Below are 25,735 nucleotides of genomic sequence, written 5' to 3'. Positions count from 1 at the left end.
CACTAATCTTTTACATAAAAGGATTAGTGTTTTTTTATGAACTTTCAATAATTAAGAAATAATTCCTTTTCGAATTAATTCACCAACCGCATGAGAGCGATTGTTTGCACCGAGTTTTTTTATTGCGGATTTTACATATTGTTTTACTGTAAGTTCACTAATATTCATGGAATCTGCCATTTCTTTTGTGCTTTCGCCCCAAGCAATTCGTTTCATTACCTCTAATTCTCTTTTGCTTAAAATGATTGAATCATACGCTCCAGTTGTATTTTCTAAAAATTTACCAATTAATTTACCATAGTATGTAAATGAAGAGAGTAGTTTATCGTCCAATTTAAGGTTATCTTTAAATTCCGTTGAACAAATATAACCAACCACTACTGAACCGAAACAGATTGGTACAGCAATCATAGAGTTTACACTAGAAGGAAAGATGTATTTACTACTCGTTTGTTTTAAGTATTCAATGCCTGAACAAAATTTTGCTTTGCGTTCACAAATTGCTGAAAAGATGATTGGGAGCGAACGAATATCATCTCTGATCTCTCGTATATGTGATAATCCATCATTCGTAATCAAAATAATGCCTTCACCTAAAAATCCAAAAGGAGAATATCGAAATAAATAAGCATTTCGAACGGGAAAAAGATTCATATAGATAGCAAGAATATTGTACATATGTTCTTCATGACTTGTACTAACTTCAAGTTTTCGAATATGTTCTTGAATGGTATAGTCAGAAACCACTTTATCATCTCCTTTTTAGGGATATTATATATTCAAAATTAGGAATATTCTAATTATACTAAAAATTATATTCTTTAGATAGGCTTTTTGAGATATAAGATCTCGAAAGTAAATAAAAATCAATCTGAAAGGAAGATGTAAATTGGCTAATTTAGATCCAAAAGCAAAAGCATATGTGGAGATTTTTAATCAAATGCCAGCGATTCACAAAATGGAACCGGAGGCTGTAAGAGAGATGTTTGCAAATGCACCACTGGTTGAAGTAGAACTTGCTCCATTAGCAAAAGTGGAAGATAAACAAATTCAAGTCGGACAAGATGAATCAATTAAAATCAGAATTTACACTCCTGAAGGTGAAGGTCCTTTACCAGTATTTGTATATTACCATGGTGGTGGCTGGGTGATAGGTGACTTAGAAACATCAGATGCGAGTTGTAGGATGCTTGCTAACCGTACGAAAAGAATCGTTGTTTCTGTAGATTATCGACTTGCTCCAGAATACAAGTTTCCAATTCCATTTGAAGATTCGTATGCTGCATTATATTGGATAAGTCAACATGCTGAAGAATTTAATGGAAACGCTTCCAACATAGTAGTTGGTGGTGATAGTGCAGGAGGAAATCTTGCTGCGGTAGTTTCACAAGCTGCTAAAGATCAAAACGGACCAAAAATTGAAGCACAAGTTCTAGTTTATCCAGTTACCGCATTAACATATAATTCAAAATCTTATTTAGATTTCCAAGAAGGCTATGGACTTGATCGAGATTTAATGATTTGGTTTGGAAATCATTATATAAGTTCCAAAGAGGATGCTACAAATAAATATGTTTCACCACTTGTTGCTGAAGATTTAACTAACTTACCTCCTGCTCTAATTATTACTGCGGAAAATGATGTACTTCGAGATGAGGGAAATGAATATGGTAAGCGTTTAAAAGATGCGGGAGTAAATGTAGAGATGCATTGTGAACAAGGGCTAGTACATGGATACTTTACAAATATGGCAGTTTTTCCTGAGCGAATTGAAGAATCAATCAATCGAATTGATGAGTTTTTAAATAAAGTGGATCAAACAGTGTTAAATAAAAGGTAAGTTCTAGTCTTTAAATAAATAAAAATAAATCTATTTATAGAGGGAGGATATGAAATGAAACACTTTGATGCAGTTGTAATTGGTGCTGGTTTTTCGGGGCTATATATGCTTCACCGTTTACGAGAGGATGGACTCTCGGTTTGCGTATATGAAGCAGGTGAAGGTGTAGGAGGAACGTGGTTTTGGAATCGTTATCCAGGCGCAAGATGTGATTCAGAAAGTGTTTACTATAATTATACCTTTTCAGAAGAGTTATATAATGAATGGACTTGGACGTCTAGGTATCCTGAGCAACCTGAAATTTTAAGCTATTTAAATTTTGTGGCAGATAAATTTGATTTGCGATCAGATATTCAATTTAATACAAGGGTTCAATCAGCTCATTATGATGAGAAAAATAATAGATGGAAGATACATTTAGATGATCATACGAATGTAACGGCTAAATATTTTATTACTGGAGTGGGTTGTTTATCAGCGGCAAATTTACCTAACTTCAAAGGCATCGAAACATTTAAAGGGGAATGGTACCATACTGGTCACTGGCCAAGAAATAAGGAAGTTGATTTTAAAGGGAAACGTGTTGGAATTATTGGTACTGGTTCAAGCGGTGTACAAGCTATTCCAGTTATTGCACAACAGGCAGGTCATCTGACTGTATTCCAGCGTACACCTCAATATAGTGCACCCGCAAGAAACCATCCTTATGACCCGGAATATATACGAAAAACGAAAGCAAACTTTAAAGAAATTAAAAAACAAATGAGAGAATCGACTGGAGGCCAACCGGTTATTCCACCTACACAATCTGCTTTAGATGTCAATCCAATAGAAAGAAACAAAATATATGAAGATAGTTGGAAAAATGGTGGGCTCGGACTTTTTGGAGCTTTCACTGATCTTACAATTGATGAAAAAGCAAATGAAACAGTTGCAGAATTTATACGATCAAAAATTAGTGAAATTGTACATGATTCAGAGGTTGCAAAAAAATTAATGCCATACTATTACTATGGTACAAAACGTCCAATAATTGATACAAATTACTACGAAACATATAACCGTGAAAACGTATCTTTAGTTGATGTCAAGAATGATTCAATTGAATCAATTACACCTAAAGGGTTGAAAACTAAAAACAATGAATTTGAATTAGATATGATTGTATTTGCTACTGGGTATGATGGTATGACTGGGCCATTACTAAAGATTGATATTAAAGGAAAAGATGGAATTAGTTTGAAGGAAAAATGGGACGGAGGAGCACAAACGAGAACATATCTTGGAATTGCTAATGCTGGCTTCCCTAATATGTTTATGATTACTGGGCCTGAAAGTCCTTCAGTACTAAGCAACATGCCAGTTTCAATCGAGCAACACGTAGAATGGATTGCAGATTGTATCCAGTTCTTACGTACTAATGAAGTCGATGTGATTGAAGCTAATGTTGATGCTGAGAATGAATGGAGCAGAAATTGTAGGGAAGTTGCAGAGGCAACACTATTTACAAAAACAGATTCATGGTACACCGGGGCAAATATTAAAGGAAAACCACGAGGATTTCAAATTTACCTTGGAGGTGTAGGGGCATATCGCAAAAAATGCGATGAAATAGCTACAAATGGATATGAAGGATTTGTTTTAACTTCAACCGCAGTTCATTAAACTAGATTATAACTCGAAAAAACACTTCTTTATATGGAGAAGTGTTTTTCAACGTGTTGAATTAAAATTTAGTATCTCATGAATGCTTCAAGTGTGTGGCTTATGAGTAAAGTGGAAAAAGGAAAAAGATGAAATATGCTTCCTCATGAGGTGTTCATGAGGAAGTAAGAAAGGGAATAGATGAAACATGCTTCCTGATGAGGTGTTCATGAGGAAGTAAGAAAGGGAAAAGATGAAATATGCTTCCTCATGAGGTGTTCATGAGGAAGTAAGAAAGGGAAAAGATGAAATATGCTTCCTCATGAGGCGTTCATGAGGAAGTAAGAAAGGAAAAAGATGAAATATGCTTCCTCATGAGGCGTTCATGAGGAAGTAAGATAGCAAAAAGACGAAATATGCTTCCTCATGAGATGTTCATGAGGAATAAGATAGCAAAAGGATGAAATATGCTTCCTCATGAGGCGTTCATGAGGAAGAAAGAAAGGAAAAAGATGAAATATGCTTCCTCATAAGGTGTTCATGAGGAAGTAAGATAGCAAAAAGATGAACTATGATTTCTCATGAGGTGAATATAATAGTGCTCTCCAATTATTAAAAATCATTTAATGTAGGTTGAATTAATCCACAAATTCAGAGTAAAAATAGTATAATGATATGTATTTAAATTTCATAAATAGTATAAATATTCAATTTGCTAGTTAGAGTTAAAAAGGGGAGAGTTTGAATTTGTCTGCATCAAAAAAATCGATCTTTAAAGGGACCTCATTTACGAATTTTTGGGTCTCACGAATGTTTACTTCAACTTCATTTCAAATGCTATCGGTAGCAATTGGATGGCAAATGTATGATTTGACACATGACGCGTTTAGTCTAGGTCTAGTAGGTTTAGCACAATTTATTCCAATGGTCTTACTTACTTTAGTAGTTGGTCAAGTTGCTGACAGAGTAGATCGTAGGAAAATTGTTTTCATATGCCAAATGGTAGAAGCTTTAATAGCAGGTCTTCTTTTATATGGTAATTTTGCTAATTGGCTTAGTAGAGAGGAAATTTTAATTGCTGCTTTTATACTCGGTGCATGCCGATCATTTGAAGGACCCGCTTCTTCGGCATTATTACCTCAAGTTGTGCCAAAATCTATATTACAGCAAGCAATTTCTTGGAGTACATCTGCAGGTCAAACAGCACAAATACTTGGGCCATCTCTTGGTGGTGTATTATTTTCAGTAGGACCAGCATACGTATATGCAACGTCAGCAATTGCTTTATTACTTTCATCAATCTTAACATTTTTTATTAAATTAGATAGTGAATTTATCCGTAAAGCAGAGCCAGTAACTTTACGTACAATGCTTATGGGGTTAGAATTTGTCTATAAACACCCAATCATTTTAGGAACTATATCACTTGATTTGTTTGCCGTTTTACTTGGAGGAGCTACAGCACTTTTACCAATTTATGCGCAAGATATTTTACATACAGAAGCTTGGGGCTTAGGTCTGATGCGTACTGCACCGGCTGTTGGGGCATTAATAATGTCTCTAATTTTAGCTTATTTCCCACTTAAAAGATCTTTTGGTCCTATATTGTTTGCAGCATTAGGTATTTTTGGATTGGCAACAATGCTATTTGCAATTTCAACAAACTTAGTCATCTCATTAATTGCATTATTTATAATCGGAGCTTCAGATGTGGTCAGCGTAGTAATACGTTCTTCGCTTGTTCAGCTACAGACACCGGATGATATGAGAGGCAGAGTAAATGCTGTAAATTCGCTATTTATTGGAACTTCGAATCAGCTTGGGGAATTTGAATCTGGAACAATGGCTGGATTAATTGGTGCCGTACCAGCTGCATTTGTAGGTGGACTTGGAACGATATTAGTTGCTGGACTTTGGATGTATTTATTCCCTTCACTTAGAAGAATTAATTCACTTTCTGGAGATAAAACAGAAAAAGCAGGATAATTTGTTAAAGGAGGATTTATGGAAAATACTAAAAAAACATTTGAAACGATTGATGAATATATTTCACAATTTCAGCCTGATGTTCAGGAAAAATTACAAGCTTTAAGAAAGATTGTAAAAGAAGTTGTACCAAATGCGGTAGAGAGAATTAGTTATCAAATGCCTACATTTGCGCTAAATAAAAATTTAGTACATTTTGCTGCATTTAAAAATCATATTGGATTCTATCCTGGCGCAAGTGGAATTGCAGCATTTAAAGAAGAATTATCAGTTTATAAAGGCGCAAAAGGATCTGTACAATTCCCAATAAACGATCCACTTCCATTTGATTTGATAAAAAAGATTGTAAAGTATAGAGAACTTGAAGATATTAAAAAAGCTGAAGAAAAAGAAAAAAAGAAAAAATGAGTTCATAACCTCTGAGGCTAATTTTTAGCTGTGGAGGTTTTTTAGTAAAAAGGTCTAATTATTTTGTTCATATTTTTGTCAAATATTTTCCAGTAATAACTTTCTATATCCGTTATACTAAACTTGTATTTAGAAGGGAAAAACAAGTAATGAATGATGTAGTTGATTTTTTTTAGTAAAATATGTGAAAAAATTCACAAGTTGTATTTGGGGGACAGAAGAGATGAAAAGAAGATTATTAATGATCGGTAATGGAATGGCAGGAGTTCGTTGTATTGAAGAAATTCTAAAAAGAAATAAAGATTTATTTGAGATCACAATAATTGGAGATGAACCTTATCCAAACTATAACAGGATCATGTTATCAAATGTATTACAAGGAAAAGCAACCTTTGATGAAATCAATATTAATGATTTGAATTGGTATGTAGAGAATCAAATTACATTACTAACAAACGAAAAAGTTACAAAAATATCCCCTACAGAAAAAATAGTTGAAACAGAAAAAGGAAAAAAGATTTCATATGATGAGCTTATATTAGCTACTGGATCTAGTGCTTTTATCCTACCTATACCAGGAAATGATCTACAAGGAGTAATCGGTTTCCGAACAATTCAAGATACTGAATTAATGATAGATTATGCAAAAAAATATAAAAAAGCTGTAGTAATTGGGGGAGGTCTATTAGGGTTAGAGGCAGCAAGAGGATTAATTGATCGAGGAATGGAAGTTCATGTTGTTCACTTACTACCGACATTAATGGAACAACAATTAGATGCAACTTCTGCGAAAATGTTAAAAAAAGATCTAGAAGTACAGGGCATGAATTTCTTAATGGAGAAACAAACGATTTCAATAAATGGAACGAATCGTGTAGAAGGAATAAGTTTTTCAGATGGGACTTCATTAGATTGTGATTTAGTCGTAATGGCAGTAGGAATAAGACCTAATATATCAATAGCAAAAGAAGCAGGAATCGATGCAAACCGTGCAATCGTTGTAAACGATTTTATGCAAACATCAGAACCATCAATTTATGCTGTGGGTGAATGTGCCGAACATAACGGAACTACTTATGGTTTAGTAGCACCACTGTACGAACAAGGGATTGTACTTGCAGATCACATGACGGGAAATACAACAAATGGATATAAAGGAAGCATTTTATCAACTCAGTTAAAAGTGTCTGGTTGTGATTTATTCTCTGGTGGATTAATCCATGAAGGAGAAGATATGCAAGCAATCATTGTAAATGACCAATTTGCTGGACTCTACAAAAAAGTAATTGTGAAAGATGAAAAAGTTGTTGGAGTAGTTTTATATGGTGACGCATCGGATGGAAATCGATTATTCAATATGTTGAAAAATGAGACAAATATAAAAGAATTTACAAGTGCATCTATTCTCCATAAATCAGGAGAGGACACTGGTGAAGATTTTATTCTTACTATGAGTGCAAATGATACAGTTTGTGGATGTAATGGCATCACGAAAGGCACAATTGTTCAATCAATTTTAGAACAAGAGCTTACTACGTTTGAAGATGTGAAAAGTTGCACAAAGGCTGGTGCATCATGTGGAAAATGTAAAGGAATGGTTGAAAGTATTTTAGCAGCTACATTAGGTGATACATTTGATCCCAATGCTACAAAGCCTGGTATGTGTGGATGTACAACATTATCTCGTGATGAAGTTATGAATAAAATCGAAGAAAAAGGATTACAAACTCCTAGAGAGGTTCGAATTGTGTTAGGATTTGAAAATGAAGAAGGTTGCTCAAAATGCCGTCCTGCTCTAAATTATTATTTAAGAATGATGCATCCAAATGATTATCAGGATGATAAGTCATCACGCTTCGTTAATGAACGAATGGAAGGAAATATTCAAAAGGATGGTTCATTCTCAATCGTACCTCGTATGTATGGGGGAGTTACGACTGGTGATGAATTAATTAAACTTGGTGAAGTAGCAAATAAATTCAATGTACCTTTAGTAAAAGTTACCGGTGCGAGTCGTGTTGGTTTATATGGTGTTAAAAAAGAAGACGTACCAAAAGTATGGCAAGAATTAGGGATGCGTTCAGGTTATGCTTATTCAAAATCGCTTAGAAATGTTAAGTCGTGCGTCGGAAATCGATTTTGTCGATTTGGAACACAAGATTCACTAGGTTTAGGAATCCAATTAGAAAAAGCAATCGAAATGGTGGACACTCCACACAAGATGAAAATGGGTGTTACAGGATGTCCTCGAAATTGCGCAGAAGTGCTAACTAAAGACTTTGGAGTAATTTGTGTGGAAAATGGTTTCCAGCTATATATTGGTGGTAATGGTGGAACAGAAGTTCGAGAATGCGATTTATTAACGACTGTAACAACAGAAGAAGAAGTAGTTCACATGGCAAAAGCTTATGTTCAATACTATCGCGAAACGGGTATTTACGGGGAACGAACTGCTCCATGGGTAGAGCGAACTGGAGTGGAACTAATTAAAGAAGTATTGTTAAACAAAGAACAAGAAAATGCTTTAGTAGAGAAATTTGATCAAGCAAAATCAACATATGAAGAAGCATGGGGCCAAGCACTTAACAATCAAATAGAACTATATGAAGTTATTAGAAAGTAATTTCAAAATTGAGAGGAGCAATCAAAATGACCAAAACATCGGAGGAAATTAAGATAATTGATCTAGCCTCTTTACCTAAACAAATTGGAAAGGAAGTAGTAATTAAAGGGGAATCAATCGCATTATTCCGTTTATCAAATGATGATGTTCGTGCAATTGAAAGTAAGTGTCCGGGAACAAATGGTCCACTTGCTGAAGGGATTGTTTCAGGTGAATATGTTTTTTGTCCTCTGCGTGACTGGAAGATTTCATTAATTACTGGTGAAGTTCAAAAACCAGATGATGGCATTGTAAAAACATATAAAACCGAAGTAATTGACGGTTATGTTTATATTACGGTGTAACGTATGACAAAAAAATCTGGATTTATTTCATTTGTTGGTGCAGGACCAGGTGATTTAGGCTTAATTACAGAAAAAGGATTGAAATGTATTCGAAAAGCTGAAGTCATTTTATATGATCGACTTGCTAATCCAAGGTTACTTCGTGAAGCGAATGAAAAGTGTGAATTTATTTATTGTGGGAAACTTCCTGACAGACATACAATGCGTCAAGAAATGATTAATCAAACTTTAGTAACTTTCGCCCAAGACGGAAAATATGTTGTTAGATTAAAGGGAGGAGACCCATCCGTTTTCGGTCGAGTAGGTGAGGAAGCAGAGGAAGCATCAAAGCATGATATACCGTTCGAAATTATTCCGGGGATTACATCTAGCATTGCTGCTGCAGCATATGCTGGAATCCCAGTTACACATAGAGAATATAGTACAAGTTTTACCTTAAGAACAGGACATAAATGTATAGAAAATGAAGAATTTATTGAATCTAATTGTTCTGATCAGTTAGGGGATACGCTTGCTTATTATATGGGGGTAGGTAATCTACCTAAAATATGTACTCACCTAATAAAGAATGGTAAATCCAAGGATACACCAGTGGCCGTTATTCAGTGGGGAACAATTGGAAAACAAAAAGTCGTTGAGGGAACGATCGAAACAATTGTATCAGTTATTGAGAAGGAAGAAATTACAAATCCCGCAATGACAATTATTGGAGATGTTGTCAAACTACGCTCAAAGATTTCTTGGTTTGAAAAGAAAAAATATTTTGGTAGAAAAATTTTATTGGCTAAAGGAACAGCATCAGTTGAAAAGAATGGATTAGAAACATATTTATCAGAAAACGGTGCTGAGGTTTACGCTTTTCCTACACTTAAATCAATTCAACTTCCTATTGAGCATGATCAGGTAGTAGATGCACTAAGTCAAGAAAGAATCGTTTTTTGTTCACCAGAAAGTGTGCAATTATTTGTTACTAAAATGTATAAATCGAAATTCGATGTTCGTAGACTTCCAAATAGAATTGAGTATTTATCGCCGAAAACAAGGAAAGAACTTGAAAAATATGGGATTATAGGTGAAAAAGTTAGTCGTGATGTGAACGCTACAATTTTTATAGGGTCGGTAGACAAAAATACACAATTACCAACAAAGTCAAAATTTCTGGCTACACATGAAACTATTGCAGATTCTCGATTTGATGTGATCAATCAAAGAATGCTAGAAGAAACAATGTGGGATTCAATTATATTTCCAAATTGTTCATCTGTTGATTGGTTTATAAAAGAATTAAAGAATACTAAGGAAAGTCATTTAATGAGTTTACCATTTGCATATGTTGGTGAATCAGTTAGGGAATATGCAATAAAATGTGGTTTTACTAAAATTGATGAGAAATTACAAAAGGAATTAATGCTAGGTGATTGGAAGTGAAAAAATGTTTGATGCTGTTGTATACATTGGACACGGAAGTCGTAGGCAAGAAGGTAATCAACAATTTATTCAATTTATTCAATCTGTAATGAAAGAGATTCCTATTCAAAAACAAGAATATGCGTTTTTGGAACTAGTAGTTCCAACTATTCAACAAACTTTGGACAAAATTATCGTAGAAGGTGCGCGAAATATATTAGTTGTACCAGTATTATTATTTGCAGCGGGACATTATAAACGCGATATTCCAGACGAATTAAATATTATTTTAAAACGATTTCCACATGTAAATATTACGATAACTGAGCCATTTGGTGTTCATGAAAAAATGATTCAGCTTGTTCAGAAGCGTGTACAAACAGCATGTGGAATTAGTAACTCTGCAATTATACTAGTAGGTCGTGGAAGTAGCGACCCCGAGCCGATCAAAATGCTTAAACAAATTGGAAATGCTGTTGAGGGGCGAATTAACGTTCCTGTTCGAACAGCTTTTTTAACTGCGGGTAATCCAAGATTAGAAGATACCATTAAAAATATGAGTAAAGAATTTCAAAATATTTTTGTTATGCCATATTTATTATTTACAGGACTACTTCTTGAAAAAATTAAGAGACGAATTTCCAATGAAAATGAAAAATTTTATCTATGTGAGAATTTACAGTTCGATGAATTGATGAGTCAAGCACTTATAGAACGGATGCAGGAAAAGGTTAAAATCTAAATATAGGGTGATCAATATGAAAGAAGTTATTAATTCCATTGGGAATGCAGCTAGATCGAAGACAAACCAAATTAAATCAAGTAAATCAAGATATATGGTCCCTACAATGATGGCAGGATTTTTTGTAGGACTTGGTATCATTTTAATCTTTACAATCGGTGGATTACTCGCACCAACTGGTTTTGCTGGTACGAAAATTATTATGGGTGTTTCATTTGGAATTGCCTTAAGTTTAGTCATTATGGCAGGAGCGGATTTATTTACTGGTAATAATATGATTATGTCTATAGGTATGTTAGAAAAGAAGGTTAATTGGGTTGATACTACGAAAGTATGGGGCTATAGTTATTTAGGAAATTTATTTGGCTCTGTATTAGTAGCGTTATTATTTGCATACTCAGGGCTAGCTAATGGTGGTGTGGCAGATTTTATTAATAATGCAGCCGCAGCAAAAATGAATGCACCATTTATGGAATTACTAGTTCGTGGAATTCTTTGTAATATACTTGTTTGTTTAGCGTTGTGGTGTTCATTTAAATTGAAATCGGAAACAGGAAAATTAATCATGATATTTTGGTGTCTATTTGCATTTATTACATCAGGATTTGAGCATAGTATTGCAAACATGACATTATTATCAATCTCATTACTTATTAAACACCCAGAAACAGTAACACTAGCCGGAATGGTTTCGAATCTAGTTCCGGTTACCATAGGAAATATTATTGGCGGTAGTTTATTTGTTGGAGCAGCTTACTGGGTTTCTTGTTCGGATGCAAAAAATAAAAAATATTCAAACGATAAATATAATGGAAATAAAAAAGCAGCATAATTTACTTTTAAAAAAATAAAAACCAAAAAGAAACAACCTTAGATCAAAATCGGAATAGGTTGTTTCTTTTTATATTATATTCAGGGGGGATATTTTCTTTTATTATTCTTCTTTAGTCGTTATATCTACAAGAATAACGATACTGATAACGCATACTAAAATTAACGAAAATGTAAATACGAACAAATTAATTCACTCCTACCATGTTTTGAAACCTTCCGATCCAGTCGGATGATGATTATGCATCATATGTGATAAAGGAATTGTATAAGCAATTGCAATTAATACAATCGAAACGCCAATCCACAGCCACCAATTTTCCAATATACGAGGTGTGTTTTCGGTATTACTTTCAGCAACCGGGAATTCAACTGTTTCTTCTTCCGATTTTGCAGTTGGTAAAGTGAATAACGCTTGTAGGACAATAAAAATTAATAATAAAGCAGATAAAAACAAAATTGATCCACCAACCGCAACAGTTAAATGATTTGTAAAAACCCCAGTAAACCATTTAGCTGCTGCAGGATGTCCCATATAATCAGTAAATGAAGTCCGTCTAGGAGCACCATAAATTCCGAGAATATGCATTGTGGTAGACATTAAAAACATCCCGATAGCCCATGTGAAAATCTGTATAAACGCTAATTTTTGGAATGCTTTTGTAAGTTTTTTTCCTGTTAAATAAGGAATTAGCCAAAAGGTTAATCCGAAAAATGTCATTGCAACAGGAGTACCAACCGTAATATGGAAATGTCCAACGATCCAAAGTGTGTTATGAACGATTTCATCTAATTGATAGCTTGCATTGATGATTCCACCTGCACCACCTGGAGCGAAAAATAACATAGCAATAAAAAGTGATGTAAACCGAACATCCTTCCATGGTAATTTGAAAATCCAACCAAATAAACCTTTCGCACCTTTTTTTCGTCCGGAAATCTCAAACACAGCAAACATAGAGAAAGCGGTCATTAATGATGGTATAATTACCATAAAAGTTAATACAGTTTGTAAAAATTTCCAAAAGGTTGAGATACCGGGTTCTTGAAGTTGATGATGAAAACCGACTGGTATAGAGAACAAAAGAAATAAGATAAAAGCGAGTCGTGCGAGAGAGTCACTAAATACTTCTCCACCTACTATTTTTGGCATAATTGCATACCAGCCTATGTAAGCAGGGAGTAGCCAAAAATAAACAAGTGGGTGACCGAAAAACCAAAAAAGCGATCGACTTAATTCCACATTGATTGTGTCCACCCATCCAAATGACCATGGTATGAATTGGAAAAGTACTGTCGCAGCTACTCCAAGACTAGCAATAACCCATAATACGATTGTTGCTACAGTCATAAAAGCGATTAGAGGACTTATTTTACCTTTATTATTCTTTTTCCAAGCAACATAATGTCCAACTAATGCAAAACCACTAATCCATGTACCAACTACAAAAAGTGCTAAAGCAACATAAAACCAAGCATTAGCCTGCAATGGGGCATAGAATGTATATAATACAGAGGCTTGCCCTGATAATATTTCTAAAACTGCAAGTATTGTTCCAATCGTCATCACAATAAAACCTAACCAAGTAAATGCCTGTACTTTTGAACCAAAATCACCTAATGTTTTACTCATACCTGTAATTAAGAACCCAAATATAAAATATGTAGTAAAAACTAGCGCAAGCAGAACTCCATGAGCTGTTAGAACTTGATAGTAATCAAGCCATTTTGGAAGTTCAAGTGCATTATTTCGCACAAATACTTGCATAAGCCCAGTGAATGTACCGATTAAAAACGCAAGATATGCCACTACAATATGTGTTAAAGCTAGTTTACGATCTGGTCTTCCTATCATTTCATTCATTATTTCACCGCCTCGATAGTAGTTTGCATAAATGAATGACCCGTTCCACAATATTCATTACATAAAATCAAATAATTTCCTGGCTTTTTAAAGGAATACTCCTTCGTATTAATTTGACCTGGAACAGCCATCATATTGACATTTGTATTAACGATTGAAAAACTGTGTGTCACATCGGTACTAGTCAAAACAAAGCGCACCTTCTTACCAACTGGTACTTTTAATTTGCTTGGTGCATAAGCAAATGTTTTTGCTAGTATTACGACTTCGTATGTACCATCATCTTTTTGGTACACCCCTGGATGGTTAAATGGTGCTGTTTTTTCAACGGTTTGAGGATTTACCGTGTTCATCCCGCCTGCTGGCTGAAGATGTGAACGAAAGGCTGTAATACCGATAATTACTAGGAAAACAATTAATGAAATCATTCCAAATGATAACCATATTTTTTCAAATTTATGTAGATGCATGAACATCCTCCTTACTAGCGATGTAAATAAAAAGCATAGAAGCTAAACCATAAAATTAAAATGAAAACTCCAAGAATAAAGACACTGATAAAAGTTCCGTTTAAATTATGATCTTGTTCTCTCTCTGTTTTTTTTGAAGACAATTTAATCCCTCCAATTTCAAAATTCAAGATAATATCTAAAACTTAGTTTTATTATTTCCAAGTATTTCTATTCATGGAAAATGAAAATAGCATTTAAGAAATATAAATGAAAGTATTTTTGGTAAAATATAGTAATAATAAGGAGGCTAAAAATGGGATATATAGAAGAGTTAAGGAGTATTGTTGGACATAGACCTTTAATATTTGTAGGCTCAGTTACAATCATCATTGATCAATCCGGTAGATTATTATTACAACTTAGAAAATTTCCAAATGGATATTGGGGAATACCAGGTGGACTGATGGAGTTAGGGGAATCTACTGAAGATGTAGCCAAGAGAGAAGTTTTTGAAGAAACGGGACTAATTGTAGATCATTTGAATTTAATCAATGTCTATTCAGGACCACAAAACTTCGTTAAAGCTGAAAACGGAGATGAATTTTTCGTAGTTACGGTTGCTTATTATACAGAAGATTATAAAGGGATATTAAGTGTTAATGATTCGGAATCTATTAAATTTGAGTTCTTTTATCCAAATGAACTACCAAACAATATTGTTAAAAGTCACAAGGTTATATTAAATGAATTTTTAACAAAAATTTACCCGAATTTGGGGTTTAAATGATCCAACAGAAAATAGCAAGTAAAACAAGAAGGGTGAAGAAATAAAATAGGTTCTTATTTTTTATTTTGAAGAAATGTTCATAGTTTACTAGGAATCGATTTGAAAAAATAGAATTAATAATTAAAGTTGAATTAAAAAGTATGGGGTGACTTATTTGGCTAAAACTGTGCATTGCGATCGGTGTTTAAAGGAAATAAGGATCAGAGGAGATCTCGTTACTGCTACAATGTTTTTTCAGGTCGTTCCTTATCATGAGGATTGTTATACAAAAGATTTAAAAGGTGCCAAAACACTTTTTTTAAACAATCAACCAATTAATGGCTTCTCTGGGAACTTTCTAACATTACTAGCATTTGCCGTTTTTATCGCGACATTTTTTATTGATGACAATTCGATGATCTATTTATCAGTTTTAGCGCTGATCGCAATATTGTATAGACTATATTCTTTTTTTATTTTTGAAAGACATTTAGAAAAGTAGAAGTACCGATTAAAGGTGAAAAGGCTAAGGGAGCTATTTGTTGGGAAGTTTAAAAAAATAAATAGTGAAATAAAGGAAAAAACTCTGATTGACAGAGTTTTTTCTCATTATTTACCAAAATTTCCAGCGAATTGCATTACAACTGCTTTAACTTCTTCAAGTTTATCAGGCTTTAATAAAGTAATCATCTTAGGGACAAATTGTTGAACTTCTTCTAATGAAAAAGTACCTTCATCTTGTTTTCTGAAGTTTTCTAAAAGAATTTCCCTTGCTTCATCTTCTTTACCTTCTTGAACTCTTTGTAAAATAAAATTTAAAAACATTTCTTGACCTTGCTTGTCCATTCTTGTTGCCTCCTTTAAGAAATTTATACAACCATAAGGTGTTATTTAAATTATAACACCTTATGGTTGTATGTCAATTTTATTTTTCTGTGAATCGTTCTTCGTTATTTATTAGCTATTTAATAAAAATTTATTATATATTTTTGGAGATTAATCATATTTCCGCGCCCTTATGTTATTTAAATAAAGTGAAAAATGCTATAATTTTTTATGGAAGATGATGGAACCTTTGTCTAATAGGAGACTTAAAAGTTTTTTATTTAATAGAAAAGTTTATAAAAAAGGTGGTAATCGCAATTAATAAGAAAAAAATAGCAGTATCTTTTAGTGGTAAAGATTCAACTTTGGCATTGCATGATCTTTTGCATTCTGATGAATTTGAAGTAGTAGTACTAATCGCATCAGTAACTGAAGGATTTAATCGGACGAGCATTCATGGCGTGAGGGTTGAATTATTGGAGGCACAAGCAAATTCAATCGGTCTACCATTAAAGAAAATTTGGATACCAGAAAATTGTTCAAATCAAAAATATCAAGAAATTATGACAAAGGTTAATTTACAGCTAAAGGAACAAGGGATTGAATATATTGCATTTGGAGATTTATTTCTTGAAGACGTACGAAAGTATCGAGAGGAAATGCTTAAACCATTAGGAATTAATCCAATTTTTCCATTATGGGGTGAAGGTACGACAAATGTGATTGAACGCTTTATTTCCTTAGGCTATAAAACGATTATTACATGTGTTGATTTAACTAGATTATCAGAAGAATTTTCTGGTAAAGAAATAGATTACCATTTAATCAACGAACTTCCAAAAGAGGTTGATCCTTGCGGTGAGAATGGAGAATACCATTCATTTGTATTTGATGGTCCTATTTTTAATAATCCCATTCAGTTTGGCATTGGTGAAAAGAAGCTAACTGCTGATGTTTATACTGGAGAAACTAGATTTTGTTATACAGATTTAGTTCTTGCATGAAGTATGTTTTTAACATTAAGAATGTTGAATGGATCTAAGTTTAAAATAGACTGTTATTTTGAAACAGTCTATTTTTGGGTTTTAATAAGGAACTATAAATAACTTTGAATTTGTTTAATCTTATTATTTTTTCAATTTTGGACCCCAAGGCGGCTCTGCTCCTGCATCCACCATTATTTTTTGCCTCGTTAACCCGATTTGCTTTGCATAATCATCTAACATTTCATAAACGGTTAACCGATGATAAGAACCATTTGTAAAACGTGGTTCATTTCTTCTTTTTGGATTCACGCGCATTAGTGACACCGAGTCTTTAGCCATATGATCATTGAATTCATTTATTGGTACACTAAAGTCGATCTGTTCATTAAATCCGTTTGCTACAGTTATTATTGTAACCTCTCCCATTTTCTTCTTCGAAAAACGAGGATCCTTCTTCACTGTTACATTTAATTTTGCAACTCCTTTTGAATCTGTTAATTCAGTACCTAAAACTTTACCTAATGAATTGATTACAATAATCCTAGCGCCTTTAATCGGTTGACCAGATTCTGCTGAGGAGTCAGCTGATGGTCCTACTTGGACTGTAAGTGTTGCAGAAACTTCATTCAACTTTTCTGCTAGCGTTAACCCTGACGAACTTAAAAAAATGAATGTGCTCAATAAAGTAGTAATACATATTCTATTCATCTATTCACACCAAACCTTGTGTATTCTTTTTTGTTTAGTTTAAATTGAATTACTCAAAACTATACTTTTAAAAAATGGAATGATAATTGTTGGTTAATTTTTTGTCAAAATAACAATTAAAAAATGAAGAAGTAGAGTTAATGAAGAGGGGAAAGTTAAAAAATTCAATAATACCCATGTATATGGAGTGATATAGATGGTTGATTACAGTAAAGGAAATGCTAAATAAATATCGAACTTTATAGTAGGTAAAAAAATGTTGGAAAGGGAGTGGTGCCAAATGAAAACGAACTTATACTTAGTAAGACATGCGCATTCAACTTATACTCCTGATGAAATGGGCCGACCATTATCTAAAAGAGGATTTTCTGATGCAAATATTGTTACTGAACTACTACTAAAAGAAAAAATCGAATACGTTGTTTCAAGTCCATATAAACGTGCAATTCAAACAGTTGAAAAGATTTCCAAAACATTAAATTTAGAAATTATTATTGAAGAGGATTTTAAAGAGCGACCTCTATCACTCGAGCCTGTCCTGGATTTTGAAGATATAATAAGAGAAGTTTGGACGGACTTTAATAAATCGTGGAATGGTGGTGAGTCAAATTATACGGCTCAAAAAAGAGGAATAGAAGCAATAAACAAACTATTAAAAAATTATTCTGGTAAAAACATAATTATTGGTACGCATGGAAATTTGATGGTACTAATTATGAATTACTTTGATCAAAAATATGATTTCAATTTTTGGAATGAACTTGCTATGCCGGATATTTATAAACTAACTTTTGAAGGGGATTCATTAGTTGAAGTAATAAGAATATGGAATTAATTAAGGATATTTCTCATACTTCGATAAGTGATACTAAAATGAAAAACTCTTTATGATGATAAAAAGAATAGTAATTTAAATATTAAAAAGGAATTTCAATTCGAAATTTCTTTTTGGTATTCTTCTAAAAAAGTTTAATTTGATTAGGGTGAAAGAAGTTGACGATTCCTTATTTTTCAGAAAATTAAAGAATCGCAGAATGAGAGATGATATAATATTTCTAAGTTTGTTCCATTGTTAAGTGGATGGGACTTTATGAAAAATAGTTTTAGAAAAACACAAGTGAGGATCAAGCATGTTAGAATTCAGAGGAAAACACAATAATGGAAAAATACTACTTGATTATGTTGATACAAATGTCATTACACGATTAAAAACAATCTTGGATACTGAATGCTTTGCAAATTCAAATATTGTTGTTATGCCAGACTGCCATATATCTAGTGGTGGCGTCATGGTAGGTTTTACGATGACGTTGAATGATTTTATTATTCCTTCAATCGTCGGTGTAGATATTGGATGTGGAGTTAGTGCATATCATCTAGGGCGAATGAAATCAATAAAGAGTGAAAAACTTGATAAGTTCATTCGAAAAAATATCCCGATTGGTTCAAATATCCATGACGAGCCAGTGATCGAACCAGTTGAGATAGCTGAAGCGATTGAGAGACTTAATCTGAACTATATGTATGTAATGAACAGTATTGCAACGCTAGGTTCTGGAAACCATTTTATAGAAATTGATAAAGATGAGAATAATCATTTTTGGCTTGTAATCCACACAGGTTCAAGAAATTTTGGATTTGAAATAGCAAAACATCATATGAATGTCGCTAAAGAAAATATGAAACAATTATTCGGAGAAAGTTATAAAGGATTCGAATATTTATCAAAACAGGAAGACAAAGATGCATATTTAAGAGATCTATCAATTGCTCAACAGTTCGCCTCGTTAAATAGAGAAACGATTGCTAAAATCATCATTGAAAAATATTTTAAACTCGATTTTGAATCGATTAAAAAAATTGAATCGGTACACAATTATATTGACCTTCAAAACAATATTCTAAGAAAAGGCGCAATTTCAGCTAGTGAGGGTGAAGAAATAATCATCCCATTTAATATGGCATATGGATGTGTTGTAGGAAAAGGTAAAAGTTCAAGTGACTACAATTATTCAGCACCACACGGGGCTGGCCGAATAATGAGCCGAACAGACGCAGTCCATAAAGTCGACTTAGATGTTTATCAAAAAGCAATGAAAGGTGTATATACTACATCTGTCAACAAACATACAGTCGATGAATCACCAATGGTATATAAAAAACCTAAATTAATATTAGAAAATATTACTGAACAGATTGAAATCGATTTCTTCATGAAACCGGTTTACAATCTTAAAGCTGATAAATAACCTCTCTATTATGAGAGGTTATTTTAATTATTCCAATCTAAAAAAATATTAATCAATTAAGTTCTTTCTCCCCATTATTAGTATAAAATTATATAAATTTACTTATTTTGACACCTAATCTTATACATAATGGGGGATTACTATGCTGAATAAGCTTAAAAAGTTCTTAGTAGTACTTCTCATTTTTGTACTGTATCTTGGATTGTCGTTGTTAGTTGGAAATTTTCTTTGGAGATTAGTAGTTGATTCGATTAGATAAGTGGAAAAATAATAAAGAGTTTTGGTACACCTCCTTTGAATATAATTCATAAAGGAGAGTGGAATATATTTGGTGAAAATTTGTTTTATTATTGGTGCAATTTTTATACTTATTTCTGGAATACTCATAGGTGCGTTTCAAGCTCCGGTACAACAAAGAGTTGTGAAAGATGATTTTTTTAAGTTAGGGCACTTAAATAAGGATCAATTCTCCATATGGTCAGGAGTTATAGGCATTTTTTTTATTTGTATTGGAGGACTAGTATACTATATTAAATAATTTTTTATGACTTTATTTAATCATAACTCAAATAGTTTAATAGCTTTGAACATAATCGACATTTTTGTCGATTTTTTTTATTGTGATTATTTCAAAGTAGGTCAATATGATTATTAGTAGGGGCATAAATTAAATGAAGTAGAAATTATATTTGTTGTGGTAATTATTAGGAGGTGCAAAATTGAAGATCGTATTTTTTAGAAATCTCAATAAAATTGAAACATATGCTGCAAATAGAAAACAAATAAAGTTGAATCTTCCTAGTAAAGAAGAGGCTAGTGTTATATTTGGCCTAACAAGAAAGTTTGAATTTGATAATCGTTGTGCAAGACCACCACAAATCAGCGGTACTGTTGTAGCTTCTGTTACTTGTAATAGAGACAAGGATATTAGAATTTATTTCTATCCAATCTCTCAAACTATTTATCCAGAGAAGGCGAAATCTCAATTTCATAATGTTGTATTACCTAAACTTAAGAAATGGATTGATCATCAAGTATCAAAACCAGAAACTGCAGTTTTAGGGATTGAAGAATTTATAATCGAATGGAATGGAAAAAATCATATATTCCACCAAATTAAATTTTTATAAAACAATTATTAAAGACGGTATAGTTTAATACCGTCTTTCACGCTGTTGAAAAACAACCTTGTCAATTAAATTACCAAATTTTCGTAAAAGGAGTAGAGTGAGGTTGATTTCCATTACAGGATGCTCGCTTTCCATGGTGCGAGAGCTGAGCCTCCTCGGCAAGCCTGCGGGGTCTCAGCCTTCCCGCTTATCCCATAGGAGTCGAGCATCCCTCCATTCCAATCAACTTATTCATCAAAAAAAGTCTGCAATAAATCCTAATCAAATAGCCTTTACTTAGAGTAACCAAACAGTTGTTTATTAATCAGATTGTAGGTCAGTTAATATCGAACACTAATTAAACTAAAACTAAATCAATTGAATTTGTTTTTCTAAAAATTAGATCATAATTTTTTTACATCTGAAAAAAACCATTTCTAGTGTTATTGGAATCATATAATTGCTCAAACATATTAACATTTAAAAACATTAAAAGATCATCCAAAAAAATGATAATTTCATCACTAATAAATGTTCATTTAATGTCCGTTTTCCTTATTGACCATTTTATATTTCAACACTCTGAAAGACGGTAAAGTTTAATACCGTCTTTTTTTATTTTTTGTTACATATAATCCTTAAGATGAACTTAAGTAACGTAATTAAATTAAGTTTTTTAAGTTTTTTGTGGAAATACTTAAATTTATTATATATAATAGCTTTAGAATTCAATCTTAAGGGAATAGAAAAGGGGCTCTAAGCGATGTATCAAGAACAAAGATTAGCTTTGATAATACAGTATTTGGCTTCAAATAATGAGATTACTTTGGAAGAAATATGTACAATGCTTAGCGTTTCAAAGGATACAGCAAGAAGAGATCTCGTCAAACTTGAAGAACGCGGGGAAATTATGAGAATAAAGGGTGGAGCAACACTACCAACCAGTAATCGAAATTTAACCGATTATAAAGAACGAAATGCAACGGAAGGCAAAGAAAAAATTGCGCAAAGAGCATCATTACTTATACGTGAAACTAGTGACTTATTGATGGATACATCTTCAACTTGTGCACTCATGTCGAAATTTATGTCGAATAAACAAGTAAATGTGATTACAAATTCAATTGATATAGTTGATTTATTAGGTGAGTATGAAGAAATTCAAACCTTTATGCTACCAGGAAAATTTAATCGAAAAAATAGAAATTTAGTTGGCCCTAGGACAATTGAAACACTAAATGACTACAAAGTTGATCAGCTATTTCTAGGTGCTTGTGGAATTAGCGCAGACGGAATAACTTCACCTGATGAGGAGGAAGCGTTTTTAAAGAAAAAAATGATCAGTTGTGCAAACCAAGTAGTTTTATTAGCAGATCATACAAAGTTTGATAAAGTATTTCTGCACAAGGTAAGTGATATTAAGGGGATAGACATCATTATTACAGACAAAGACCCAGATGAAGAATTTAAAAGAAAAATAATCGAATACAATATTCATTTAATTAGTTTAGAAGAAGAGGAAAGTGAGAGGATTACGGATGAAAAAAATTAAAGTTGGTTTAGTTGGATATGGTTTTTCAGGAGCTACGTTCCATGCACCATTTATTAGTGTTCTTGAAGAATTTGAATTAACAAAAGTTGTTAGTTCAAAAAAGGAATTTGTTCAAAGAGATTTAGGAGATGTAGAGGTAGTAAGTAGTTTAGATGAGGTATTAAGAGATGAATTGATTGACTTAGTTGTCATTACTACGCCAAGTGGTATGCATTATGAAATGGCAAAACAGAGTTTAGAAGCTGGTAAACATGTTATTTTAGAAAAACCGATGGTCGTGGAACCATGGGAAGCAGAAGAGTTAATTAAGATTGCTGAAGAAAAGAATTTACTACTTAGTGTTTATCATAACAGAAGATGGGATAATGACTTTTTAACAGTTAAAAAGTTAATACATGAAGGTATATTAGGAGAAATCAATACATATCAAGTTCATTTTGACAGATATAGACCAGAAGTAAGAAATCGTTGGAGAGAAAAGCAAGGTCCTGGTTCTGGCATGTTATATGATTTAGGTTCACATTTAATTGATCAAGCTTTAAGCCTTTTTGGACAGCCTCAATTCATCTCAGCCGATGTGTTTGCACAAAGAGAAAATGCAGAAACAGATGATTATTTCCATATCATCTTAGGATTTGACAAACTACGTGTAATCTTACATTCTGGTTCCATCATTCCAAGTAACGGACCGCGTTTTCAAGTTCATGGAAATAAAGGGAGCTTTATAAAGTATGGAATAGATGGACAAGAAGCTGCACTAAAAGAAGGTAAAAAACCTACTGAAAAAACATGGGGAATAGATGAACCACAATTCTATGGAAAGCTCTATACTGTTGACGGCGAAAAAGAAATGGAAGAAACGATTGAAACAATACCAGGTTCATATACAACATATTACAAGAAAATTGCTGAAAGTATTATAAATGGTATCAATGCACCCGTTACAGGTAAAGAAGGCTTATCTGTTATTAAAATCATTGAAGCCGCACTTAAAAGTAGTGAAGAAAAGAAGGTAATTTATCTATAATTGGAGGTTGTATGGAAGAGATAACTATTCATCAAAAACTTGAAGAGGTAAGGAAACAAGAAGAACAGCTAATCTTTAATAGTTTTTCAAATAAAGATGCTTTAGAAATTGGTTTATTAATTATTGAAGCAGCTAAAGAGTTGGATAAACCAGTTGCTATAAATATTTTGAAAAACGGTCAAAGTGTTTTCCATTTTGCAATGGATCATACATCACCCGACCAAGATTTATGGATCAAGCGAAAATCTAATATTGTTCTCCGGCATCATTGCAGCTCTTATTATATGAGACTTTACAATGAGATGAAAAATAGATCATATAATGAATTTTACTCGGCCAGTCCGTATGAGTTTGCTGCACATGGTGGGGCATTTCCGATTAAAATTGAAGGATCGGGCGTAATTGGCGTCATTACTGTTTCTGGCATAGCACAAGAAGAAGATCATAATCTGATTGTGGTGGCATTAGATAAATTCCTAAATAAAACGATTTAAGTTTAATATTTATAAATAATAGATTATTTTTAAAAAAATTATTATGATATTTCAAAGGAGTCGGATTACCGGCTCCTTTTTTACATGAGTCGCAACCAAAAATCTTAATCATTTTATGGTAGATTTCAGTTCCTTGAAATAAAGGGATTTAATGTCACCACCTCGAATATTAAAGTGCTATTTGTACCAAAGCCATTACGAGAATCATTTAACAAATTTTAATTATGAAGAAAAAAATACATAAGGTGGGAAAACAGTGAACATTAGAGAAATCAAACTAGAGGATGCAGAAAATTTTGCAAAACTAATTATAGAAGTTGAAAACCAGGCAGATTTCATGCTTTATGGAGCAGGGGAGAGAAATATAACAACTGAAAAACAACTTAAACAGTTAGAAGTGATTGAAAACTCCTCAAATTCTACAATATTTGTTGCGGAAGAAACTTTTGGCAAGTTAGTCGGTTATGCGTTTGCAATTGGAAGTACCGCAAAAAGGAAAAAACATTCAGCCTATATTGTCATTGGAATTCTAGAGGAATATACAGGTAAGGGAATTGGGACAAAATTATTTCAATCACTAGAGGAATGGGCTATTAATCATAATATATTCAGATTAGAATTAACTGTTGTAAAGCAGAATGAAGCAGGAGTAGGTTTATATAAAAAGATGGGTTATGAAATCGAAGGAACAAAAATAAATTCCTTGATAATAGATGGTAAAAGCTTTGATGAATATTTTATGGCTAAAATATTATAAAGTCTAATGGATTGGCATTAAAATTTTTGGAAATTGTTGGTGGAATTGCTGGATGGATTTTGAATTATTTTCTATTTAAAAATCTGTAAAAATCTATTAAAAATTTTAAGTTAGAGTTAAGTTGAAAAAATTTAAAAAATAGGGAAATTTTTTTCAAAAAATTACCATTTTCATTTTCCTTTCATAATTAAATGGGATTATAAATTGTATTTAAAATACATATGAAAGGGAATGATTCTTTAATGTCAAATGCAAAAAAAGTTTTAAAATCGTCAGTTAGTAAAATACCACAATTGACACTGTTATTTTGGATCATGAAGATTGCTGCAACAACACTTGGAGAAACGGGTAGTGATTTAGTAACTGTACCTGGAACAGAAGATAATTATTTAACTCCTTTTCTGTTTTTCGTAGGTGTATTTGCTGTCTTTTTAACGATTCAATTGTTTGTAAAGAGATATGTATCAACTGTCTATTGGACAGTTATTCTATCTACTAGTCTTGCAGGTACAGCGTTTTCAGATTATATGGATCGTTCATTAGGGTTAGGTTATATGAAAGGCTCACTAATTCTAATAAGTTTACTTGCTATCATTTTTATTTTTTGGTATTTTACAGAGCCAACGTTAAACGTGAAAAATATTGCGACGAAAAGAGTAGAAGTTTTATATTGGGTTGCTATTCTTGTATCTAATACATTGGGCACGGCAGCTGGTGATTTTCTGTCACATAAAACTGAAGGGGTAGGTACTTTAGCTGGTGGAGGAAGTTACCTGGAACAAGGGTTAGGGTTAACTATCGCTCAAGGTGCAATGCTTACTGGTGGTCTAATATTATTAATTCTTTTAGCATACTGGTTTACAAATATAAATAGAGTATTTTTATTTTGGATAGCGTTCGTACTAACACGACCGTTCGGGGCAACATTTGGAGATTTCCTAATTAAACCTCAAGAAAAAGGCGGATTAGGATTAGAGAATGGTACACAAATCGCATCTGCAATTTTATTAGGTGTTCTTATAGTCTGTATAATCATCCAGTTTGTAACAAATAAATCAAAATTAAACAAATCGGAAATGAATGAATCTGATATTCAAGTAAGTTAATTTCAATTAAGATTT

The 25,735-nt window shown here is 32.8% G+C and carries 25 protein-coding genes; 20 read left to right on the top strand and 5 right to left on the bottom strand.

What is annotated here, in order from left to right:
• Positions 1-51: 51 nt before the first annotated feature.
• A complete protein-coding gene (locus ABEY15_RS17635; protein ID WP_429891443.1) occupies positions 52-747 on the bottom strand; it encodes a response regulator transcription factor in 696 nt (231 codons plus the stop codon).
• 142 nt (positions 748-889) lie between these two features.
• On the opposite strand from ABEY15_RS17635, the gene ABEY15_RS17630 reads away from it, so the two are divergent.
• From ABEY15_RS17630 to ABEY15_RS17590, 9 genes are all read left to right on the top strand, one after another.
• Positions 890-1,840 (top strand): alpha/beta hydrolase, encoded by a 951-nt coding sequence (locus tag ABEY15_RS17630; protein ID WP_429891442.1) that lies wholly within the window; start codon positions 890-892, stop codon positions 1,838-1,840.
• Between the two features lie 54 nt (positions 1,841-1,894).
• Positions 1,895-3,505: a flavin-containing monooxygenase gene (locus ABEY15_RS17625; RefSeq protein ID WP_429891441.1), complete on the top strand. Its 1,611-nt coding sequence runs from the start codon at positions 1,895-1,897 to the stop codon at positions 3,503-3,505.
• 726 nt (positions 3,506-4,231) lie between these two features.
• A complete protein-coding gene (locus ABEY15_RS17620; RefSeq protein ID WP_429891440.1) occupies positions 4,232-5,470 on the top strand; it encodes an MFS transporter in 1,239 nt (412 codons plus the stop codon).
• Between the two features lie 18 nt (positions 5,471-5,488).
• Positions 5,489-5,878 carry an iron chaperone gene (locus tag ABEY15_RS17615; protein WP_429891439.1) on the top strand — a complete coding sequence of 130 codons (390 nt, stop codon included), beginning with the start codon at positions 5,489-5,491 and terminating at the stop codon, positions 5,876-5,878.
• 223 nt (positions 5,879-6,101) lie between these two features.
• Positions 6,102-8,501 (top strand): nitrite reductase large subunit NirB, encoded by a 2,400-nt coding sequence (gene nirB, locus ABEY15_RS17610; RefSeq protein WP_429891438.1) that lies wholly within the window; start codon positions 6,102-6,104, stop codon positions 8,499-8,501.
• Between the two features lie 26 nt (positions 8,502-8,527).
• Positions 8,528-8,845: a nitrite reductase small subunit NirD gene (gene nirD, locus ABEY15_RS17605; RefSeq protein ID WP_429891437.1), complete on the top strand. Its 318-nt coding sequence runs from the start codon at positions 8,528-8,530 to the stop codon at positions 8,843-8,845.
• 3 nt (positions 8,846-8,848) lie between these two features.
• Positions 8,849-10,273, top strand: coding sequence for a uroporphyrinogen-III C-methyltransferase (gene cobA / locus ABEY15_RS17600; protein WP_429891436.1), 1,425 nt, complete (start codon positions 8,849-8,851; stop codon positions 10,271-10,273).
• A gap of 4 nt (positions 10,274-10,277) precedes the next feature.
• Complete coding sequence (locus ABEY15_RS17595; protein WP_429891435.1) at positions 10,278-10,994, top strand: sirohydrochlorin chelatase; 717 nt, start codon at positions 10,278-10,280, stop codon at positions 10,992-10,994.
• 16 nt (positions 10,995-11,010) lie between these two features.
• Complete coding sequence (locus ABEY15_RS17590) at positions 11,011-11,826, top strand: formate/nitrite transporter family protein (protein ID WP_429891434.1); 816 nt, start codon at positions 11,011-11,013, stop codon at positions 11,824-11,826.
• Positions 11,827-12,024: 198 nt separating this feature from the next.
• On the opposite strand, the gene ABEY15_RS17585 is transcribed toward ABEY15_RS17590, so the two are convergent.
• Together ABEY15_RS17585 and ABEY15_RS17580 are read right to left on the bottom strand one after the other, a co-directional pair.
• Positions 12,025-13,680, bottom strand: a complete 1,656-nt coding sequence (locus ABEY15_RS17585) for a b(o/a)3-type cytochrome-c oxidase subunit 1 (RefSeq protein WP_429891473.1) — start codon at positions 13,678-13,680, stop codon at positions 12,025-12,027.
• An 8-nt stretch (positions 13,681-13,688) separates the two neighbouring features.
• Positions 13,689-14,159, bottom strand: coding sequence for a cytochrome c oxidase subunit II (locus ABEY15_RS17580; RefSeq protein ID WP_429891433.1), 471 nt, complete (start codon positions 14,157-14,159; stop codon positions 13,689-13,691).
• A 295-nt stretch (positions 14,160-14,454) separates the two neighbouring features.
• On the opposite strand from ABEY15_RS17580, the gene ABEY15_RS17575 reads away from it, so the two are divergent.
• On the top strand, positions 14,455-14,928 hold the full coding sequence (locus tag ABEY15_RS17575) for an NUDIX hydrolase (RefSeq protein ID WP_429891432.1): 474 nt from the start codon (positions 14,455-14,457) through the stop codon (positions 14,926-14,928).
• Between the two features lie 154 nt (positions 14,929-15,082).
• A complete protein-coding gene (locus ABEY15_RS17570) occupies positions 15,083-15,409 on the top strand; it encodes a hypothetical protein (RefSeq protein WP_429891431.1) in 327 nt (108 codons plus the stop codon).
• Between the two features lie 107 nt (positions 15,410-15,516).
• On the opposite strand, the gene ABEY15_RS17565 is transcribed toward ABEY15_RS17570, so the two are convergent.
• The gene (locus ABEY15_RS17565) at positions 15,517-15,753 is read right to left on the bottom strand and encodes a hypothetical protein (protein WP_069032177.1); all 237 of its coding nucleotides are present in this window, start codon (positions 15,751-15,753) and stop codon (positions 15,517-15,519) included.
• Between the two features lie 284 nt (positions 15,754-16,037).
• Between ABEY15_RS17565 and ABEY15_RS17560 the strand changes: the two genes are divergently transcribed.
• Entirely contained in the window at positions 16,038-16,736 is a 699-nt protein-coding gene (locus ABEY15_RS17560; protein WP_429891430.1) for a diphthine--ammonia ligase, read from the top strand.
• A 123-nt stretch (positions 16,737-16,859) separates the two neighbouring features.
• On the opposite strand, the gene ABEY15_RS17555 is transcribed toward ABEY15_RS17560, so the two are convergent.
• Positions 16,860-17,426: a hypothetical protein gene (locus ABEY15_RS17555; protein WP_429891429.1), complete on the bottom strand. Its 567-nt coding sequence runs from the start codon at positions 17,424-17,426 to the stop codon at positions 16,860-16,862.
• A gap of 280 nt (positions 17,427-17,706) precedes the next feature.
• Here ABEY15_RS17555 and ABEY15_RS17550 point away from each other — a divergent pair, with 280 nt between their 5' ends.
• From ABEY15_RS17550 to ABEY15_RS17515, 8 genes are all read left to right on the top strand, one after another.
• A complete protein-coding gene (locus ABEY15_RS17550) occupies positions 17,707-18,261 on the top strand; it encodes a histidine phosphatase family protein (RefSeq protein ID WP_429891428.1) in 555 nt (184 codons plus the stop codon).
• 295 nt (positions 18,262-18,556) lie between these two features.
• Entirely contained in the window at positions 18,557-19,675 is a 1,119-nt protein-coding gene (locus ABEY15_RS17545; protein WP_429891427.1) for an RtcB family protein, read from the top strand.
• 719 nt (positions 19,676-20,394) lie between these two features.
• Positions 20,395-20,805 carry a hypothetical protein gene (locus ABEY15_RS17540; RefSeq protein ID WP_429891426.1) on the top strand — a complete coding sequence of 137 codons (411 nt, stop codon included), beginning with the start codon at positions 20,395-20,397 and terminating at the stop codon, positions 20,803-20,805.
• A gap of 742 nt (positions 20,806-21,547) precedes the next feature.
• Positions 21,548-22,336 carry a DeoR/GlpR family DNA-binding transcription regulator gene (locus ABEY15_RS17535; protein ID WP_429891425.1) on the top strand — a complete coding sequence of 263 codons (789 nt, stop codon included), beginning with the start codon at positions 21,548-21,550 and terminating at the stop codon, positions 22,334-22,336.
• Positions 22,323-23,363, top strand: a complete 1,041-nt coding sequence (locus ABEY15_RS17530; protein ID WP_429891424.1) for an oxidoreductase — start codon at positions 22,323-22,325, stop codon at positions 23,361-23,363. The genes ABEY15_RS17535 and ABEY15_RS17530 overlap by 14 nt, the downstream gene beginning before the upstream one ends.
• An 11-nt stretch (positions 23,364-23,374) precedes the next feature.
• Positions 23,375-23,857, top strand: coding sequence for a heme-degrading domain-containing protein (locus tag ABEY15_RS17525; protein WP_429891423.1), 483 nt, complete (start codon positions 23,375-23,377; stop codon positions 23,855-23,857).
• A 256-nt stretch (positions 23,858-24,113) separates the two neighbouring features.
• Entirely contained in the window at positions 24,114-24,614 is a 501-nt protein-coding gene (locus ABEY15_RS17520) for an N-acetyltransferase family protein (RefSeq protein WP_429891422.1), read from the top strand.
• Positions 24,615-24,856: 242 nt separating this feature from the next.
• Positions 24,857-25,720, top strand: a complete 864-nt coding sequence (locus ABEY15_RS17515) for a COG4705 family protein (RefSeq protein WP_429891421.1) — start codon at positions 24,857-24,859, stop codon at positions 25,718-25,720.
• The last annotated feature ends 15 nt before the right edge of the window (positions 25,721-25,735 follow it).

Origin of the sequence: Gottfriedia acidiceleris, from assembly GCF_050457485.1 — a bacterium.
GTDB lineage: Bacteria > Bacillota > Bacilli > Bacillales > Bacillaceae_G > Gottfriedia > Gottfriedia acidiceleris_D.
The sequence above is the reverse complement of the archived record's forward strand: the minus strand, read 5'-3'. Positions and strand labels throughout refer to the sequence as shown.

Excerpts from the sequence above, each read along its gene's own strand:
- ABEY15_RS17590 (WP_429891434.1), top strand. The coding sequence starts at position 11,011 with ATGAAAGAAGTTATTAATTCCATTGGGAATGCAGCTAGATCGAAGACA.
- ABEY15_RS17545 (WP_429891427.1), top strand. The coding sequence starts at position 18,557 with ATGTTAGAATTCAGAGGAAAACACAATAATGGAAAAATACTACTTGAT.
- ABEY15_RS17580 (WP_429891433.1), bottom strand. The coding sequence starts at position 14,159 with ATGCATCTACATAAATTTGAAAAAATATGGTTATCATTTGGAATGATT.
- ABEY15_RS17515 (WP_429891421.1), top strand. The coding sequence starts at position 24,857 with ATGTCAAATGCAAAAAAAGTTTTAAAATCGTCAGTTAGTAAAATACCA.
- ABEY15_RS17625 (WP_429891441.1), top strand. The coding sequence starts at position 1,895 with ATGAAACACTTTGATGCAGTTGTAATTGGTGCTGGTTTTTCGGGGCTA.
- ABEY15_RS17530 (WP_429891424.1), top strand. The coding sequence starts at position 22,323 with ATGAAAAAAATTAAAGTTGGTTTAGTTGGATATGGTTTTTCAGGAGCT.
- ABEY15_RS17555 (WP_429891429.1), bottom strand. The coding sequence starts at position 17,426 with ATGAATAGAATATGTATTACTACTTTATTGAGCACATTCATTTTTTTA.
- ABEY15_RS17595 (WP_429891435.1), top strand. The coding sequence starts at position 10,278 with ATGTTTGATGCTGTTGTATACATTGGACACGGAAGTCGTAGGCAAGAA.
- ABEY15_RS17575 (WP_429891432.1), top strand. The coding sequence starts at position 14,455 with ATGGGATATATAGAAGAGTTAAGGAGTATTGTTGGACATAGACCTTTA.
- nirD (WP_429891437.1), top strand. The coding sequence starts at position 8,528 with ATGACCAAAACATCGGAGGAAATTAAGATAATTGATCTAGCCTCTTTA.
- ABEY15_RS17585 (WP_429891473.1), bottom strand. The coding sequence starts at position 13,680 with ATGATAGGAAGACCAGATCGTAAACTAGCTTTAACACATATTGTAGTG.
- ABEY15_RS17550 (WP_429891428.1), top strand. The coding sequence starts at position 17,707 with ATGAAAACGAACTTATACTTAGTAAGACATGCGCATTCAACTTATACT.
- ABEY15_RS17565 (WP_069032177.1), bottom strand. The coding sequence starts at position 15,753 with ATGGACAAGCAAGGTCAAGAAATGTTTTTAAATTTTATTTTACAAAGA.
- ABEY15_RS17615 (WP_429891439.1), top strand. The coding sequence starts at position 5,489 with ATGGAAAATACTAAAAAAACATTTGAAACGATTGATGAATATATTTCA.
- ABEY15_RS17525 (WP_429891423.1), top strand. The coding sequence starts at position 23,375 with ATGGAAGAGATAACTATTCATCAAAAACTTGAAGAGGTAAGGAAACAA.
- cobA (WP_429891436.1), top strand. The coding sequence starts at position 8,849 with ATGACAAAAAAATCTGGATTTATTTCATTTGTTGGTGCAGGACCAGGT.
- nirB (WP_429891438.1), top strand. The coding sequence starts at position 6,102 with ATGAAAAGAAGATTATTAATGATCGGTAATGGAATGGCAGGAGTTCGT.
- ABEY15_RS17535 (WP_429891425.1), top strand. The coding sequence starts at position 21,548 with ATGTATCAAGAACAAAGATTAGCTTTGATAATACAGTATTTGGCTTCA.